The sequence below is a fragment of the Ensifer sp. Root423 genome (assembly GCF_001426275.1).
GTDB classification, from domain to species: domain Bacteria; phylum Pseudomonadota; class Alphaproteobacteria; order Rhizobiales; family Rhizobiaceae; genus Ensifer; species Ensifer adhaerens.
Window position 1 is genome coordinate 69348 of the sequence record NZ_LMEG01000016.1, and the last position, 16881, is coordinate 86228.

Here is a 16881-nt window from a genome sequence, read left to right on the forward strand (position 1 = left end):
GGGACGCAGCCTTGCCTCTGGCTTGCTGACGGACCAGTATACGCCATCTTCTGCAAAACAGGGACATTGCAATGCGCTATCTGCACACGATGGTTCGCGTCAAGAATCTGGACGAGGCCTTGAACTTCTACGGCAAGATTTTCGGCCTGACGGAGATCCGCCGCTACGAAAATGAAAAGGGCCGGTTCACGCTGGTGTTTCTGGCCGCTCCCGGCGACATCGATCGCGCCCGCGGCGAACTCTCTCCCTGCCTCGAGCTCACCTACAACTGGGATACGGAAGATTATACGGGCGGGCGCAACTTCGGGCACCTCGCCTACGAAGTCGACGACATCTACGGTTTCTGCCAGCACCTGATGGAGAACGGCGTGACCATCAACCGGCCGCCGCGCGACGGCCACATGGCGTTCGTGCGCTCTCCCGACGGCATTTCGATCGAGATCCTGCAGAAAGGCGAAAACCGGCCGCCGCAGGAACCTTGGGCGTCGATGGCCAATACGGGCGTCTGGTAAGCTCCGCACAATTCTCGCCAACGAAGATGGCCCCGTGCTGTCGGTGAAATCCGGCGGGCATGGCCGAGCCGTCGATCAGCAGCAGCTATGAATGATCCAGGGCCCGGTCTATCCGGGCCTTTGCATGTTGGAAACATGCGGGCTCAAGGTTAGCGCCGGTTTACAAATCGCGTATCGTTGAGTACTTTTTCGCGCGAAACGTTGATGCCGGGTCCTATCCGCGATGTCTCGTGGCGGCGACCCCCTTTTGTACTTGGCCTGATCTTTTCCCGTGGCGCTCATTCCGATCGCCGCGAGAAGCATGAGTTTGTTTGTTCTGAGCGATGTTTCGGAACTGAGACTTAATGCATGACAAGGCGAGGCTTCGTCGGTCATGCACGGAGAGCGGGGATAGGACGTTGCAACATCCGGACACGAAGGGCGCGGTGCTCGTCACCATAGCGCGGGCGGCAGCGTTATCCGTATCGCTGCTGGCCTTGAGCGGCTGCATGTCGGCGGTCGGGGAAAACGATGCCGCGACCGCGCTGAAGGCCGAGGGGCAGGCAGCCCCTGTGCAAACCGCCGAATCGGAGGCCACAGTCCAGGATGGACAGGTGGTCGCGCTCGGCAGCAATCCGCAGGCGCAACAGGCAGCCGGCAATGCCACAGTTCCCCACGATGGCGGACAGCCGCAATCGCTGACGATGCAGGGCACCGGCCTGCGCGCCGCCTCCTCAAGCATCTATGGCCAGGCACCTGCCGCACAGGCAACGACGACCGTCCAGCCGCAGACGACGGGAACTGTTCCGCTCCCCGCCGGCCAGCCCGGCATGAACGCAACCAACAACAGTCTTTTCAGCGGCACCCAGCGACAGCCGCTGCCGGTAATAGCGCCGCAACAGGGGGCCGCCAACACGGCCAACGACGTCGTGACGGACGCCGCTGTCGCCGCCTATGCTCCCTCTCCCGCGCAGGACGCCACCCTTCCTGTTGCCGTTCCGGTGCCGCTGAGCGCCGAGGCTGCCGCCAGCGGCCAGACCTCTTCGACGCCACAGGCGGTGGCCAATGCCGACGCCACACCAGCAGCGACCGAGGTCGCCGCCGCGCAGCAGGCAGCACCAGAAGCCACGCCAGCAGACGATAACAAGGACACGTCCAAAACCTGGACGCTCGCGGCCCTTTTTGCCGGCAAGCGCAAGGAGAAGCCGCAGCAGGCGGCACTTCGCTCGGCTCCGCCGGCGGAAAAGAAGACGATTACCACCAGCAATGCGAGCCAGCCGCAAACGGCCTCCCTCGCCTACACGCTTCCGGGCGTCAAACTGAACTCGCTCTACAACTACGAGCACGAAGAGCACCTCGGCGATGACGACGACGGCGCACCGGTTCAGGTCGCCTCGCTCTCGGGGCTCGCTCGACTGGCGCCGAGCGGGCTCATTCTGCAGACCGAGAAAGTCGATGCCGGCTGTTTCAAGCCCGAGCTCATGCAGATGCTGAAGAAGGTGGAAACGCATTACGGCAAGCAGGTCATGGTGACCTCGGGCCTCAGGCCGATCAAGGTCAACCGCGCCAAGCAATCGCTGCATACACGCTGCGAGGCGGCTGACATTCAGGTTCAGGGCGTCAGCAAGTGGGATCTCGCCGAATTCCTGCGTAGCGTCCCCGGCCGCGGCGGCGTCGGCACCTATTGCCACACGGAGTCGGTCCATATCGATATCGGCGCACAGCGGGACTGGAACTGGCGCTGCCGGCGCGCCAAGGGCTGAAGGCAAGCATTTGTTTCCATGGAGGATTCGACGAGAAGCCTCCTTTGCTTCCGGCCTGTGGAATTTTTACAGAAATATGAAGATTGCCGCTTGCGGTTCTGAAATCCTCTGGCTATAAGGCGCCCACACAGCGAGTGCGCCCTTCGTCTATCGGTTAGGACACCAGATTTTCATTCTGGGAAGAGGGGTTCGACTCCCCTAGGGCGTGCCACTGTGTTGATCTTCTTCTCCNACACAGCGAGTGCGCCCTTCGTCTATCGGTTAGGACACCAGATTTTCATTCTGGGAAGAGGGGTTCGACTCCCCTAGGGCGTGCCACTGTGTTGATCTCCTTCTCCCGAAAAATCGACGTTTTAAGCATCTGAAGCAGCAACTCCGCTGCACCGTACGCATCTCCGATTCCAGCTCTTTGACCGCCGAATTTTTCTCACCGATTTTAACAGGGAAAGCACAAAAAAACTGAGATTGGCGCTTGCGGTATCCAGAGTCGCTGGCTATAAGGCGCCCACACAGCGAGTGCGCCCTTCGTCTATCGGTTAGGACACCAGATTTTCATTCTGGGAAGAGGGGTTCGACTCCCCACACAGCGAGTGCGCCCTTCGTCTATCGGTTAGGACACCAGATTTTCATTCTGGGAAGAGGGGTTCGACTCCCCTAGGGCGTGCCACTGTGTTGATCTTCTCCCCAAATGAAAATCGATTTTCTGTTGTTGGAACAGCGATTTACCGCGCGTTTCGACACCTAAATTTCCGCCTCGTGCCGCCATGAATCTTTCTTGGTATTTTGAACAGGAAAATCACAACATTCCTGAGATTGGCGCTTGCTCTATTCAGAGTCGCTGGCTATAAGGCGCCCACACAGCGAGTGCGCCCTTCGTCTATCGGTTAGGACACCAGATTTTCATTCTGGGAAGAGGGGTTCGACTCCCNCCAGAGTCGCTGGCTATAAGGCGCCCACACAGCGAGTGCGCCCTTCGTCTATCGGTTAGGACACCAGATTTTCATTCTGGGAAGAGGGGTTCGACTCCCCTAGGGCGTGCCACTGTGTTGAACCTCCCCTACATCGAAAGCCTTGTTCCATCGGCTGACGGATCGCCTTCGATTCTTCTCGTCGTTTTCGTCGAACAGGACTAGGATAGCGCGTTGCGCAGCAACCGCTTGCGCTCAATCGAATAGAGATGCGCCCATCGTCTAGCGGTCAGGACGCCGCCCTCTCACGGCGGCAACACGGGTTCGATTCCCGTTGGGCGTGCCAAGGCCGGTTCGGCAAATTCCCGATTGCTATTGCTGGCGAATGCGGGTGCCCACACTGATGCACGTCTCACGTAATTCCCAAGCGCATACTGGTGTTTCGCAGATATCCTTTGGAAGAGACAGCGACGTGAGCGGCAACAGGATCGTGGCCGGTTTCCGCACACCAGGGGTATGTGCGTAGCTTTCCAAAGCAGGGACTCCTGCAACGGCGCGGTCGCAGGGGCCGTTCTGTTGCATCGGTGGCGACTCGCGTTCTCGACCACGCGCGGCAGCCTTCACCGCCTGATTTCTGATGCGGCTACAGATGTCAAAACCCGGACTCGACGAAATATTGCAGTTCTGCTTTGAGTTTACAGCTCAACAGAATGAGGCGCACTCGGGTGTCGGAAAATCAGTTTGACGTCGTATTGGAGAGACTGACGGATCAAGCAGTCGGCCGGCTTCTCAAGTCCGATACCTTCGATGCGTCGGCATTTGACGCTCTGGAAGACCATATCTGGCAAAAGGCAGAAGGACTGCAGAGCGAATACGCAATCTCTAAACAGATTCTGCTCAGCCTTCGATCTGCTGGCGACGCCATCCGAAGCCGTGCGAAATATCTTCCTGCTCTTCAGGAGCAACTTCAACGCGCCGACGATTTCGACCTGATTCTTGATCGTTTGATCGCTGGGGAAACACGCTCCGATCGCAAGTCGGGCGTTCCTCGAATCAGTTGAACGGGAATCTAGTTTTGTTTCGCGTCATTGCTGCGGGGCTCGCCGCAATCACAATTTCGTCCTATCCCGGATCGCCTGCGGCCGCTCGTTCCAACGTGATTTCTGGCGAGCAGACGCTGACGCCTGCAGACTTGGTACCGAGTCCGGTGTTCAAGCTGGGGATGCCAATTGAAGAGTTAGAAACGTTGCTCGCGCGGGATTTCAAAGACTGGGAACGCTCCGAAACGACGCGAAGCCTGAACAATCGCAAAGACCCGAAGCTCCCAGCTTATGCCAAAGCACGCTATCTGCAGCGCATACACATTACCCGACTGGACCAGCAGCAGGGTTTCCGTCGTACCTACTCGCTCACACTGAATTCACCACTCAGCGGCAGTCGCCTCTACTCCGTGGTTTACAATGTTGAAGCCTTGCGACCGTTCAATGATCTCGGATCTTTGAGCGCTGTGGTTTAGTACCTAAGTGCCATGTGGGGCAGCGCCCATCGCGGCTCGCACAAGGGAGAGTTCGCACCCCTCAGCTATCTATTTGATCGACAAGGAGAACTTGTTCGCGACGGCGGTGCAAGTTGCGCCCCCCTTTATCCTGCCCTTGTCAGGCTGGACGAAAAGACGCCCGACGAGGTCGAAAGAGTTATCGCGATGATCGACGCAACGAACTGTGGCGGCAACAAGAGCGTGCATTTTCGCCTGCAAGCCGATGGCGACACCGTCGTCGAAACGACGTTGTTCAACACCATCCTCGCTGTGAATCCTCGAGATGTTTTGAAGCGTGTGCGGTACGGTCAGCCATAACACGGCCCAGCGAAATATCTGTCAGCACACTTCGCGACGGGTGCTACAGCGCCTTTGCCGCGTCCGTGACGCGCAGCTGTACCCGTCGCTGGCCCTGCCACAGATCGGCGGACACCGATCCCGCGACGTGGATGGATGTTCCGCGGCTCGACAGCAGGAAGTCGCCGAGCGGTGTCTCGGTCGCCCGGAAAGCAATACCGTCAAGGCGGCTGCCGTCCTGCCCCTCCAGCGTCACCTTGATGTGGTTGGCGCCGACCTGCCTGCTATCGCGCAGGCGATGCTGCGGGAAGGCGAAGACCGGTTGCGGGTGGGCCGAGCCGTAGGGGCCGGCCTGCTCCAGGAGATCGATGAGTTCCAGGGTCGCGCCAGAGGCTGCAAGCGCGCCGTCGACCTTGAGCGTCTGGATGGCGACGAGTTCGCGCACCGCCGCTTCCGCGCGTCCCTCGAAAAACTGCCTGAGCTTGCCGAGTTTCGCGCGCTCGACGGTGAGACCGGCAGCCATGGCATGGCCGCCACCCTTTACCAGCAGGCCACCATCGACGGCGGCCCGAACCATCTTGCCCATGTCGAAGCCGTTGATCGAGCGGCCGGAGCCGGTGCCGCGGCCGTTCGGATCGAAAGCGATGGCAAAAGTCGGTCGGCGGAATTTTTCCTTGATGCGGGCGGCGAGCAGTCCGACGATGCCCGGGTGCCAGTTTTCGCGCGCGGTAACGATCACCGAAGCGCCCTCGCCCGTGCCGTATTCGGCCAGAACCTCAGCCTCCGCCTCGGCCAGCATGATGGCTTCCATCGCCTGCCGCTCGCGATTGAGCTCATCGAGCTGCGCGGCGATCTTCTCTGCCTCGGCCGCATCCTCCATCGCCAGCAGGCGGCTGCCGAGCGCAGCATCGCCAATGCGTCCGCCGGCATTGATTCTCGGGCCGACGAGAAAGCCCAGGTGATAGGGCGTGACCGGGCCGCCGATCGCAGCTTTCCGCAGCAGTGCCGAAAGCCCGACATTGCCCATGTGACGCGCCGCGATCAGTCCCTTGACGACATAGGCGCGGTTGAGCCCTTTGAGCGGCACCACGTCACAGACCGTCGCCAGAGCCACCAGATCGAGCTGGGACAGCAGGTCGAACGAAGAAACGCGGCTGTCGCCGGCGTTGCGCAAAACGCGCAAGGTATTGACGAGAACCAGATAAACGACACCGGCAGCACAAAGATGCCCCTGCCCCGAAAGATCGTCCTCCCGATTGGGATTGACGAGCGCATGGCAGGGCGGCAGCGCCGAGCCGACCTGATGGTGGTCGATGACGACGACATCGACGCCGCGTTTATCGGCAACGGCGAGCGCCTCATGGCTGGTCGAGCCGCAGTCGACGGTGACGATGAGATCGGCGCCCTTGTCGATCAGCTGCTCGATTGCCGTCGGGTTCGGGCCATACCCCTCGAAGATCCGATCGGGAATGTAGATTTCCGCGTCGACGCCGAAATGGCGCAGGAAACGCGCCATCAAAGCCGAAGACGCGGCACCGTCGACGTCATAGTCACCGAAGATCACCGTCTTTTCACGGCGCTTGATGGCGGCCGCCAGACGCTCTGCAGCCTTGCGGCAATCGGTAAGCGTGTCCGGGTCCGGCATAAGCGAGCGAAGCGTCGGATCAAGGAAGCTTGCGGCATCGTCGAGTACGACGCCGCGGCCGGCAAGGACGCGACCGAGCAGATCGGAGTAGCCGTGAACCTGGCTAATGGCGAGCGCGCGGTTCTGGCCCGCCTGGTCGAGGCGCGACACCCATCGCTGGCCGCTGACCGACTGCTCGACATTCAGAAAGGCCCGCTGTACCGGATCCACCAATTCTTCCATGCTCGTCCATCCGCTTGGCGCTTCATTCCTCTTAGCGCATAACCCTGGAAATCGTGACCGTTTTTGGAACGGCATACACAGAGATCCACGTTTCGTAGGGGGTTGGGCCGCCGCAGGCGCCCAATTCCCAAAAAAGAAGCCTCGCCGGCTTGCTTGCGCGGCGAGGCTTCTAATTTGTTGGCGACAAACGGCACTGCGCACCGTCATGCCGAACGGCCCGAGGTCCTTCGCCGTCAGTTTGCCTTCGGGCGTTCGATGCGAATGACCTGCGGCTCGCCGACGAGGTAGCCCTCGCCCTTGATCGCCTTGATCGCATCGCGAACGGAGTGCTCCGATGTCGCGTGCGTGACCAAGATGATCGTCTGCGGCTCGCCCGTGTCCATCAGATGCTTCGAATGCTGCATGATCGATTCCAGCGAGATGCCGTTGTCGGCCATGCGGGTCGCGATGCTGGCGAAGACGCCGGTGCGGTCAACGACCTTCAGGCGGATGAAGTAGCCGCCCTCGTGGCTCTGGATCTGCGCGCGCTTATAGGGCAGCAGCGCATTGGTCGGACGGCCGAAGGCCGGAACGTGCTGGGCGCCCGGGCGGCTCTTGGCAATGTCAGCGATATCGCCGAGCACGGCCGACGCCGTCGCGTTGCCGCCGGCACCCGGGCCGACCATCAGGAGCTCGCCGAGAATGTCGGATTCGATCGCAACGGCATTGGTCACGCCATCGACCTGGGCGATGACGGAATCGTAAGGCACCATCGTCGGGTGGACGCGCTGCTCGATGCCGCTTTCGGTGCGCTGGGCGACACCGAGGAGCTTGATGCGGTAACCGAGATCGGCGGCTGCATGAATGTCGTCGATCGAGATATTGGTGATGCCTTCGAGGTAGATGTCGTCGGCAGCGATCGCCGTACCGAATGCAAGGCTCGTCAGGATCGACAGCTTGTGCGCCGTGTCGTTGCCCTCAATGTCGAAGGCCGGATCGGCTTCGGCATAGCCGAGGCGCTGCGCCTCCTTGAGGCAGGCTTCGAAGGAAAGCTGTTCCTTCTCCATCTTCGTCAGGATGTAGTTGCAGGTGCCGTTCATGATCCCATAGACGCGCGAGATCGTATTGCCGGTCATGGATTCGCGCAGCGCCTTGATGACGGGGATACCGCCGGCAACAGCCGCTTCGTAGTTGAGCAGCGCGCCCTTCTCCTCGGCGATCTTTGCAAGTTCGATGCCATGGGCAGCCAGCAGCGCCTTGTTGGCGGTCACCACATGAATGCCGCGCTGCAGCGCCGCCTTGACGGCCGAATAGGCGGGATCGCCGGCACCGCCCATCAGTTCGACGAAAACGTCGATATCGGCGTCACGCGCAAGCGAAATGGCATCGTCGAACCAGGCGGTCTTCGAAAGATCGACGCCGCGGTCCCTGTTGCGGTCGCGCGCCGTTACGGCCGTGGTCTCGATTGCCCGTCCGCACGTTGTCGCAAGCATCTCGTGACGATCCTGGAGGATTCGCACGAGCGAGGCACCGACGGTACCCAAGCCCGCAATGCCGATTTTGAGGGCATCTGCCATAGCCATTTCCTAACATGTAGAGGGCGCGCCGCGAGAACAGCGGGGCCAGTGTGGAAGGAGGCGCGCGTCAAGCACGCCTCCCGACTTCTTACCTATGAGCGTTGAGCGAGATGACGTTGTGCATCGTCTCGTCGGCGGTCGACAGGAATTTCTTGATGTTGCGCGCCGCCTGGCGGATGCGGTGCTCGTTCTCGACGAGAGCGAGGCGCACATAGTCGTCGCCCTGTTCGCCGAAGCCGATGCCCGGAGCGACCGCGACATCCGCCTTCTCGACGAGGAGCTTGGAGAATTCGAGCGAGCCCAGATGACGGAACTTCTCCGGGATCTTTGCCCAGGCAAACATCGTCGCTGCCGGCGGCGGCACTTCGAAGCCGGCCTTGCCGAAGCTGTCGACCATGACGTCGCGGCGGCGCTTGTAGATATTGCGCACTTCGGCGATGTCGCTGCCGTCGCCGTTCAGCGCCTGGGTGGCGGCCACCTGGATCGGCGTGAAGGCGCCATAGTCGAGGTAGGATTTCACGCGTGTCAGGGCTGCGATCAGCCGCTCGTTGCCGACGGCAAAGCCCATGCGCCAGCCCGGCATTGAGAAGGTCTTCGACATCGAGGTGAACTCGACCGTGCAGTCGATCGCGCCCGGAACTTCCAGCACCGACGGCGGCGGCGCGTCGTTGAAGTAGATCTCCGAATAGGCAAGGTCCGAAAGCACGATGATGTCGTGCTTTTTCGCAAACGCGATCACGTCCTTATAGAAGTCGAGCGTCGCAACCTGCGCCGTCGGGTTCGACGGATAGTTGAGGATCAGCGCCAGTGGCTTGGGGATTGAATGGCGAACGGCGCGTTCCAGCGGTCCGAAGAAGGTTTCGTCCGGCTCGACCGAGATCGAGCGGATGACGCCGCCGGCCATCAGGAAGCCGAAGGCGTGGATCGGATAGGTGGGGTTCGGGCACAGAATGACGTCGCCAGGTGCGGTGATCGCCTGCGCCATGTTGGCGAAGCCTTCCTTGGAGCCAAGGGTAGCGACGACCTGGGTATCCGGGTTGAGCTTGACGCCGAAGCGGCGGGCGTAATAGGCGGCCTGGGCACGACGCAGCCCGGGAATGCCCTTCGACGACGAATAACGATGCGTGCGCGGGTCCTGAACGGCCTCGCAGAGCTTGTCGACAATCGACTGTGGTGTGGGTAGATCCGGATTGCCCATGCCGAGGTCGATGATGTCAGCACCGGCCGCTCGCGCGCTTGCTTTCAAACGGTTGACCTGTTCGAAAACATAGGGCGGCAAACGCCGGACTTTGTGAAACTCTTCCATCTCCAAACCTCGTTTGGCGCACGCTCCCGCCAGCGGCTCAAGCCTTTGCGAAACCGTGCGCTGTGGTGAACGGCCGTCCATGCGGCCATTGAACGCTTTGCGTCCAAATCACCGGAAAGGCAAGCGCTAATTCTGGATCTCTTTCAGCGCGTCGGCGCCGTGCTGTTCGGCCAGCGCGCGCATTTCTTTCAGGCGACGCTGATACTCGGCTTCGGAGATCGCGCCGGACTTGCGTGCAGCGCCGAGAGAGCTCAGGCGCGCCTGCATGCTTGCAGCTTCATCGTTGGTCATCTGCGACGTTGCGGCCGGCTTCTGGCCGTAAACCGACGGATAGTTCTCGAAGTTGGTCCCCTGGCTGTTGCAGCCTGCAAGCGTGCCTAGCAGAACGATCCCGGCAACCCAGGTGATGGAACGCTGTTTTCCGACGGCAAGCATACTGGAGACGACCTCTATTTTGATGGCGCGACGATGCGCTAGCCCTTGTAATCATTTTCGGGCAGAATGTAAAAATACAAAACAAACAAGATGCTGTGGAGGACGCCGGGTGACAGCAGAGAGGAATGCGGAAGGCAAGGACGGCTACGCAGGCTTCGATCCCAAATCCGTCGAACCTTATATCGTCAAGGATCCGGAAAGCCTCGCAGTCAACCTCGCCCGCGCCATGGAACAGCTTGGCAAAGCGGCTTCCGCCTGGCTGGCGCCGCGGGAATCGGGCCAGAAGTCCGATACCTTCGCCGAACCCGTCACCGACATGGTTAAGACGCTGTCCAAGGTCTCGGAGTACTGGCTTTCCGATCCGCGCCGCACGCTCGAAGCGCAGACTCACCTGATGGGCAGCTTCTTCGAGATCTGGTCGCGCACGCTGCACCGGATGTCCGGCGAAGAGACGGCGGAGCCGGCCGCCCTCCAGCGCAACGACAAGAGATTTACCGACGAGGACTGGGTGAAGAACCCGTTCTTCGACTTCATTCGCCAGGCCTATTTCGTAACGTCGGACTGGGCCGAGCGCATGGTCGAGGACGCCGAGGGGCTCGACGACCACACGAAACACAAGGCTGCTTTCTACGTTCGCCAGGTTTCCAGCGCGCTGTCTCCGACCAACTTCGTCACCACCAATCCGCAGCTCTACCGCGAGACGGTTGCCTCAAGCGGCGCCAATCTGGTCAAGGGCATGCAGATGTTTGCCGAGGACATCGCCGCCGGTCGCGGCGACCTCAAGCTCCGGCAGACGGACACCAGCAAGTTTGCGATCGGCGAGAATATCGCGATGACGCCGGGCAAGGTCATCGCCCAGAGCGACGTCTGCCAGGTGCTGCAATATGAGGCGACGACGGAAACCGTGCTGAAGCGGCCGTTGCTGATCTGCCCGCCCTGGATCAACAAATTCTACGTGCTCGATCTCAACCCGCAGAAATCCTTCATCAAATGGGCGGTCGATCAGGGACACACGGTCTTCGTCATCTCCTGGGTGAACCCGGACGAACGGCACGCGACCAAGGACTGGGAAGCCTATGCCCGCGAAGGCATCGGCTTTGCGCTCGATATCGTCGAGCAGGCCACCGGTGAGCGGGAAGTCAACGCCATCGGCTATTGCGTCGGCGGCACCCTGCTTGCCGCGACGCTCGCATTGCATGCGGCCGAGGGCGACGATCGCATCCGCTCGGCGACACTGTTCACGACGCAGGTCGATTTCACTCACGCTGGCGACCTCAAGGTCTTCGTCGACGAGGACCAGATAAGCCAGATCGAACAGAACATGAGCGTGACCGGCTATCTCGACGGCTCGAAGATGGCGACCGCCTTCAACATGCTGCGCGCCTCGGAGCTGATCTGGCCCTACTTCGTCAACAACTACCTCAAGGGCCAGGAACCCCTGCCCTTCGACCTGCTCTACTGGAACTCCGATTCGACGCGGATGCCGGCCGCCAACCATTCCTTCTATCTGCGCAACTGCTACCTCGATAACAAGCTTTCGAAGGGCGAGATGGTTCTTGCCGGCAAGCAGGTATCGCTCGGCGACGTGAAGATCCCGATCTACAATCTCGCGACCAAGGAAGACCACATCGCCCCGCCGCGCTCTGTATTTCTCGGCAGCGCTTCGTTCGGCGGCAAGGTCACCTATGTTCTCTCGGGTTCGGGCCACATTGCTGGCGTCGTCAATCCGCCGGACAAGGGCAAGTATCAGTTCTGGACCGGAGGCGCCCCCACGGGTGACTTCGACGATTGGTTCAAGGCCGCCAAGGAAACACCGGGATCCTGGTGGCCGCATTGGCACCAATGGATCGAGAAACTCGACAAGCGACGCGTTGCGCCCCGCAAGCCGGGCGGTCCGCTGAACTCGCTCGAGGAAGCGCCGGGCTCCTACGTACGCGCCCGCGCCTGAATCATTCGCAGGACCTGCCTTGATCTTCGATCCTCCGCTGACGACCGCAACCCTTGTGCAGCGCTACAAGCGCTTTCTCTTCGACGCCCTGTTGCCTGATGGCACGGCCATGACCGGATCCTGCCCCAACACGGGATCGATGCGCGGGCTGACGACACCCGGTTCACGCATCTGGATGTCAGAACACGACAGCCCGACGCGGAAGTACCGCCAGATGCTGGAAATCGTCGAAGCCGACGGAACGATGGTCGGCATCAATACCGGCCTGCCCAACCGGCTTGCGGAAGAAGCCATCCGGCTGGGGCTCGTTTCCGACCTGCATACCTATGAGCATAGTGCACGCGAGCAGAAATACGGACGCAACTCGCGCATCGACATTCTCCTCAGCGATCCCGAGCGCGGCCGTGCCTATGTCGAGGTCAAGAACGTGCATTTCAGCCGCTCGCCCGGTCTTTCCGAATTTCCTGACAGTCCGACCACGCGGGGGGCGAAACATCTCGACGAACTCGGTGATATGGTTGAGGCCGGTCACCGCGCGGTGATGATCTATCTCGTGCAGCGCGACGATTGTGACCGGTTGAGGATCTGCCGCGAGTTCGATCCCGCCTATGCGCGCGCATTCGACCGCGCGATGTCACGTGGGGTTGAGGCCTATGCGGTCAAATGTCAGGTTTCGCCAACGCAAATCCGCCCAACTGGATTGATGACAGTGGACGAAGCGGCCCTCGCTGCTCTATGAAATCCGACTGGAACAACTGAAAGCTTTGGAATGGTGACTTACATCGAGGCAGGGTCTGCGCCCTACAAGAACACCGGCGTAATCCGGCTCTATGGACCGGAAGGTTTCGAGGGCATGCGAAAGGCCTGCCAGGTGACTGCGCGTTGTCTGGACGAGCTCGTCTCGCGGGTACAGCCGGGCGTCACCACCGACGAGATCGACCGGTTCGTCTTCGAGTTCGGCATGGACAATGGCGCGCTGCCGGCGACGCTCAACTATCGCGGCTACACGAAATCGTCCTGCACCTCGATCAACCACGTCGTCTGCCACGGCATCCCGAACGACAAGCCGCTGCGCGAGGGCGATATCGTCAACATCGACGTCACCTACGTCGTCGATGGCTGGCATGGCGATTCGAGCCGGATGTATCCGGTCGGCGAGATCAAGCGCGCGGCCGAGCGACTGCTCGACGTCACCCACGAGAGCCTGATGCGCGGCATAGCCGCCGTGCGCCCCGGCGCCCGCACCGGCGCCATCGGTGAAGCGATCCAGGTCTATGCCGAAGCGGAGCGCTGCTCCGTCGTGCGCGATTTCTGCGGCCACGGCGTCGGCAAGCTCTTCCACGACGCGCCGAACATCCTGCACTACGGCCGCGCCAATGAAGGGCCGGAACTGCGCGAGGGCATGATCTTCACCATCGAGCCGATGATCAATCTCGGCCGCCCGCATGTGAAGGTGCTCTCGGACGGCTGGACCGCCGTGACCCGCGACCGGTCGCTGTCGGCGCAATACGAGCACACGGTCGGCGTCACCGCCGATGGCTGCGAGATCTTCACGCTTTCGCCCGCCGGGCTGTTCAAGCCCGGCGTCAGCACGCTCGGCGCCGCATGACGAAACGCTCGATCTCCCCTGACGGCGATTTTGTGCCATCGGCGGACGAGAGGACGTTTTTTCCGCAATTGCAGTTAGATAACTCGCCGGCCGCCAAGAAGGCGCCGGCACTCGAGGCGCACTATCACGGTCATCGCGATCGCCTCAGGGCGCGCTACCGCGAAAGCGGCGATGCCGCACTCGCCGACTACGAAATCCTGGAAATGTTGCTGTTTCGGCTGATCCCACGCAAGGATACCAAGCCGATCGCCAAGGCTCTGCTCGCGCGCTTCGGCACGCTCGCCGGTGTCTTCGGCGCCCCGATCGCGCTGTTGCAGGAGGTGAGCGGTATCGGCGAGGCCGTCGCCCTCGACCTCAAGCTGATCTCCACAATTGGTCACCGCACGCTGAAGAGCGAACTTCGCCAGAAGCAGCTTCTCTCGTCCTGGAGCGCCGTCATCGACTATTGCCACGCGGCGATGGCCTACGAGACGAAGGAACAGTTCCGCATCCTGTTCCTCGACAAGCGCAACACGCTGATTGCCGACGAGGTGCAGCAGAAAGGTACGATCGACCACACGCCGGTCTACCCGCGTGAAGTGGTCAAGCGCGCGCTGGAACTCTCGGCCACCGCGATCATCCTGGTCCACAACCATCCATCCGGCGATCCGACCCCGTCGCGCGCCGATATCGACATGACGAAGCTGATCGTCGAAACGGCGAAACCGCTGGGGATCGCCGTGCACGACCACATCATCATCGGCAAGGACGGCCACGTGAGCCTGAAAGGGCTGCGGCTGTTCTGAGCGCGCTGGCACCCAGCCGTTTCGCGCGGCGGAGGTAGCAGCCCGGTGGTGACGCCGCCCTGCCGCAAACAGTGGCGAAGGCGTTTACCCCAAAAAGCCGGCTTCGACAGACTCCGTCCCCGCCGAGCGTGAAGCCTCGACGACCATATGCACGAACTGCAGTTTCGCCACTGACGGTTTCGACATTACGAAGGGGTAGAAGTCCGGCTGGCCCATGCTGCGCGCCAACTCGTTAAGCACCATCGTCATTTCGATCCAGGAGTTCAACAGCGACAGAAACCCGTCGGCGCCGGTGTCGTCGGGCGCATACAAGGCGTCGCGCTCGAATGGCTCGACAATCGCTTCAAGATCCTCTGCATCGAGCCCAAAGCCGAGTGCCGTGCCCAGGCTATCGATCATATGCAGGTAATGCGCCCAAGTTTCGGCCCAGTCTTCCCAGGGATGTGTGGAAGCATAGGAACTGATGTACCGATCGGCCCAGTCTGGGGGTGCGCCATTGTCATAGTTCGCCTTCAATGCCGCCGCGTAATCGGCCCGCTCATCGCCGAACAGCGTGCGAAACGGCTCCAGCCAGGGTCCGTTGAAAACGAGCCGGTTCCAGTAGTAGTGACCGACCTCATGTCGAAGATGGCCCAGCAGCGTCCGATAGGGCTCGTAGAATTCGAGCCGCATCTTCTCACGCTGGACCGAATCCGCCTCCTCGATGTTGACCGTAATCAAACCGTCGGCATGCCCGGTCAGCACGCGCGGCCCGTTCGGTGGCGAACGCAGGAAATCGAACATCAGACCGTGTTTCTCGTCCTCGTCGACCTTGGACTTCACGGGCAAGCCGAGTGCCAGCAACTGCGACACGAGCCGTCGCTTCGCCACCTCAAGCAGACCCCAGTAGCTGGCATTGTCCTCGCGATCGAGATTCGGAATTGTCCGGTTCAGCCGGCAGGCGATGCAAAGTTCCCCCGGCTCGCTGGCCATCAGCATCCAGTTGCACTGCGCCGGCGTGTCACGGTTGCCGCAATACTTCAGCAACGGCCGTTCCTCGCCTGCGGCCCAGATACCTGGCTGTGGGCCGGGGTCGAGCGGCAGCAGCGCATCTTCACCTGGCAGATATCCGAGTGGCGCCTGGCAGCTGTTACAAAACATGTTGCCGAAAAACACGTGACTGCCACAGCGACACACAAAGGTGCGCGAGTACCGCTTGGGTACGTCGCGGTGTTTCCAGTTCGTACCGATCAGGTCGCCGAGCGTTTGCAGAAGGGTTGCCACCACATCCTCCGAGTTCGGGAATTGGTAAGGTCTGCCGGTCAGTGCTCCGGCCTAAAGCCATTTCGCGCGGCGGAAGAACCGGTAGAGCGTGCCGCAAAGACCGATGATCACTGCCAGGACGACGAAGTAGCCGTAGCGGAACTTCAGTTCCGGCATGTCGTCGAAGTTCATGCCGTAAATGCCGGCGATCGCCGTTGGCACCGCGAGGATCGCGGCCCAGGACGCGAGCTTGCGCGAGATTTCCGTCTGCTCGGATTGACCGACCATCAGGCTCGCCTCGAAGGTGAAGGCAAGAACCTCACGCAAAGCGTCGATATCCTCCTGAACGCGGCGCACGTGGTCCGTAACGTCGCGGAAGAGCGGCTGCAGTGCTGCATCCATGCCCGGTAGATCGATGTGCTCATGCCGTCGGCAGACGTCGACCAGCGGCACGACCGCGTTTCGCAGGCGCAAGAGATTGCGCCGCAGCAGATAGAGGCGTTCGATGTCGCCCTTGACCAGCCGCTCGCGCAGCAGCCGGTCTTCCAGTTCCTCGACCTCTTCGTGGATCGCCTCGATCACCGGCATGTAGTTGTCGACGATGAAATCGAGGATCGAATAGAGGATGTAGTTTTCGCCGTGGGCCAAGGCTGCAGGAGATGCTTCGCAGCGTTGGCGCACGGCCATGTAGGAGGTCGACGCGCCGTGCCGGACCGAGATGACGTAACCGCGCCCAACGAACAGATGCGTCTCGCCGAAGGCGATCTCGTCGCCAACCATATGCGCGGTGCGGGCGACGACGAAGATCGAGTCGCCATAGATCTCCAGTTTCGGCCGCTGGTGCGCCTTGCAGGCGTCCTCGATCGCCAGGTCATGCAGATCGAATTCCTGCTGGATCTGCCGCAAGAGTTCGGCATCGGGCTCATGCAGGCCGATCCAGATCACTGTGCCCGGGCGATCGCGCCACTTGCCTGCGTCTTCGATGCGGATATCGCGGACGCGCACGCCGTTCTCGTAGACCGCGGCCGCTACGACGCCCGGCTGCGGCTGCGAATGCGGCATGACGCCCTCAGCGCCAGACTGTGGCAAAGCCCTGTTCGTCAGCTCCAATCCCATCGTCAGCCTCCCAGGCAAATA

The 16881-nt window shown here is 61.2% G+C and carries 15 protein-coding genes and 5 tRNA genes; 14 read left to right on the forward strand and 6 right to left on the reverse strand.

Annotated elements, in window-relative coordinates; all coding sequences use genetic code 11:
• Window positions 1-71 precede the first annotated feature (71 nt).
• The 10 genes from ASD01_RS16685 to ASD01_RS36385 all read left to right on the forward strand — a co-directional run bounded on the left by ASD01_RS16685 (window position 72) and on the right by ASD01_RS36385 (window position 5017).
• On the forward strand, window positions 72-512 hold the full coding sequence (locus ASD01_RS16685; RefSeq protein ID WP_034790901.1) for a VOC family protein: 441 nt from the start codon (window positions 72-74) through the stop codon (window positions 510-512).
• A gap of 398 nt (window positions 513-910) precedes the next feature.
• Window positions 911-2254, forward strand: coding sequence for a YcbK family protein (locus ASD01_RS16690; protein ID WP_034790899.1), 1344 nt, complete (start codon window positions 911-913; stop codon window positions 2252-2254).
• A 136-nt stretch (window positions 2255-2390) separates the two neighbouring features.
• Window positions 2391-2465 (forward strand) — tRNA-Glu (locus ASD01_RS16695).
• Between the two features lie 32 nt (window positions 2466-2497).
• Window positions 2498-2572 (forward strand) — tRNA-Glu (locus ASD01_RS16700).
• Between the two features lie 274 nt (window positions 2573-2846).
• Window positions 2847-2921: transfer RNA gene (locus ASD01_RS16705), tRNA-Glu, on the forward strand.
• Window positions 2922-3220: 299 nt separating this feature from the next.
• Window positions 3221-3295 (forward strand) — tRNA-Glu (locus ASD01_RS16710).
• A gap of 138 nt (window positions 3296-3433) precedes the next feature.
• Window positions 3434-3508: transfer RNA gene (locus ASD01_RS16715), tRNA-Glu, on the forward strand.
• Between the two features lie 379 nt (window positions 3509-3887).
• A complete protein-coding gene (locus ASD01_RS16720) occupies window positions 3888-4223 on the forward strand; it encodes a hypothetical protein (protein WP_127889031.1) in 336 nt (111 codons plus the stop codon).
• 14 nt (window positions 4224-4237) lie between these two features.
• Complete coding sequence (locus ASD01_RS16725) at window positions 4238-4678, forward strand: hypothetical protein (RefSeq protein WP_064816991.1); 441 nt, start codon at window positions 4238-4240, stop codon at window positions 4676-4678.
• Window positions 4679-4690: 12 nt separating this feature from the next.
• Window positions 4691-5017 (forward strand): hypothetical protein, encoded by a 327-nt coding sequence (locus tag ASD01_RS36385; protein WP_034796549.1) that lies wholly within the window; start codon window positions 4691-4693, stop codon window positions 5015-5017.
• Between the two features lie 43 nt (window positions 5018-5060).
• Here the strand turns inward: ASD01_RS36385 and recJ are convergent, their stop codons facing one another.
• The 4 genes from recJ to ASD01_RS16750 form a co-directional block, all read right to left on the reverse strand.
• Window positions 5061-6863, reverse strand: coding sequence for a single-stranded-DNA-specific exonuclease RecJ (recJ, locus tag ASD01_RS16735; RefSeq protein ID WP_060530028.1), 1803 nt, complete (start codon window positions 6861-6863; stop codon window positions 5061-5063).
• 233 nt (window positions 6864-7096) lie between these two features.
• Window positions 7097-8419 carry a homoserine dehydrogenase gene (locus ASD01_RS16740; protein ID WP_034796566.1) on the reverse strand — a complete coding sequence of 441 codons (1323 nt, stop codon included), beginning with the start codon at window positions 8417-8419 and terminating at the stop codon, window positions 7097-7099.
• An 88-nt stretch (window positions 8420-8507) separates the two neighbouring features.
• Window positions 8508-9725, reverse strand: a complete 1218-nt coding sequence (locus tag ASD01_RS16745) for an LL-diaminopimelate aminotransferase (protein WP_034796568.1) — start codon at window positions 9723-9725, stop codon at window positions 8508-8510.
• Window positions 9726-9851: 126 nt separating this feature from the next.
• Entirely contained in the window at window positions 9852-10160 is a 309-nt protein-coding gene (locus tag ASD01_RS16750) for a hypothetical protein (protein WP_034796570.1), read from the reverse strand.
• 109 nt (window positions 10161-10269) lie between these two features.
• Here ASD01_RS16750 and phaC point away from each other — a divergent pair, with 109 nt between their 5' ends.
• From phaC to radC, 4 genes are read left to right on the forward strand one after another with little or no spacing between them, the layout of a single operon-like run.
• A complete protein-coding gene (phaC, locus tag ASD01_RS16755) occupies window positions 10270-12108 on the forward strand; it encodes a poly(3-hydroxyalkanoate) polymerase subunit PhaC (protein ID WP_034796579.1) in 1839 nt (612 codons plus the stop codon).
• A 19-nt stretch (window positions 12109-12127) separates the two neighbouring features.
• Entirely contained in the window at window positions 12128-12847 is a 720-nt protein-coding gene (gene sfsA, locus ASD01_RS16760; RefSeq protein ID WP_034796581.1) for a DNA/RNA nuclease SfsA, read from the forward strand.
• A gap of 30 nt (window positions 12848-12877) precedes the next feature.
• On the forward strand, window positions 12878-13717 hold the full coding sequence (map, locus tag ASD01_RS16765; RefSeq protein ID WP_034796583.1) for a type I methionyl aminopeptidase: 840 nt from the start codon (window positions 12878-12880) through the stop codon (window positions 13715-13717).
• A complete protein-coding gene (gene radC, locus ASD01_RS16770; RefSeq protein ID WP_034796585.1) occupies window positions 13714-14502 on the forward strand; it encodes a RadC family protein in 789 nt (262 codons plus the stop codon). The genes map and radC overlap by 4 nt, the downstream gene beginning before the upstream one ends.
• 84 nt (window positions 14503-14586) lie before the next feature.
• Here the strand turns inward: radC and ASD01_RS16775 are convergent, their stop codons facing one another.
• Window positions 14587-15765 (reverse strand): zinc-binding metallopeptidase family protein, encoded by a 1179-nt coding sequence (locus tag ASD01_RS16775; RefSeq protein ID WP_034796587.1) that lies wholly within the window; start codon window positions 15763-15765, stop codon window positions 14587-14589.
• 51 nt (window positions 15766-15816) lie between these two features.
• The gene (locus ASD01_RS16780) at window positions 15817-16806 is read right to left on the reverse strand and encodes a magnesium and cobalt transport protein CorA (RefSeq protein ID WP_226020709.1); all 990 of its coding nucleotides are present in this window, start codon (window positions 16804-16806) and stop codon (window positions 15817-15819) included.
• Window positions 16807-16881: the final 75 nt, after the last annotated feature.

What these genes read in the sequence shown, in the direction of transcription:
- ASD01_RS16685 (WP_034790901.1), top strand. Translation starts at nt 72, where the DNA reads ATGCGCTATCTGCACACGATGGTTCGCGTCAAGAATCTGGACGAGGCC.
- ASD01_RS36385 (WP_034796549.1), top strand. Translation starts at nt 4,691, where the DNA reads ATGTGGGGCAGCGCCCATCGCGGCTCGCACAAGGGAGAGTTCGCACCC.
- recJ (WP_060530028.1), bottom strand. Translation starts at nt 6,863, where the DNA reads ATGGAAGAATTGGTGGATCCGGTACAGCGGGCCTTTCTGAATGTCGAG.
- ASD01_RS16740 (WP_034796566.1), bottom strand. Translation starts at nt 8,419, where the DNA reads ATGGCAGATGCCCTCAAAATCGGCATTGCGGGCTTGGGTACCGTCGGT.
- ASD01_RS16745 (WP_034796568.1), bottom strand. Translation starts at nt 9,725, where the DNA reads ATGGAAGAGTTTCACAAAGTCCGGCGTTTGCCGCCCTATGTTTTCGAA.
- ASD01_RS16750 (WP_034796570.1), bottom strand. Translation starts at nt 10,160, where the DNA reads ATGCTTGCCGTCGGAAAACAGCGTTCCATCACCTGGGTTGCCGGGATC.
- map (WP_034796583.1), top strand. Translation starts at nt 12,878, where the DNA reads ATGGTGACTTACATCGAGGCAGGGTCTGCGCCCTACAAGAACACCGGC.
- radC (WP_034796585.1), top strand. Translation starts at nt 13,714, where the DNA reads ATGACGAAACGCTCGATCTCCCCTGACGGCGATTTTGTGCCATCGGCG.
- ASD01_RS16780 (WP_226020709.1), bottom strand. Translation starts at nt 16,806, where the DNA reads ATGCCGCATTCGCAGCCGCAGCCGGGCGTCGTAGCGGCCGCGGTCTAC.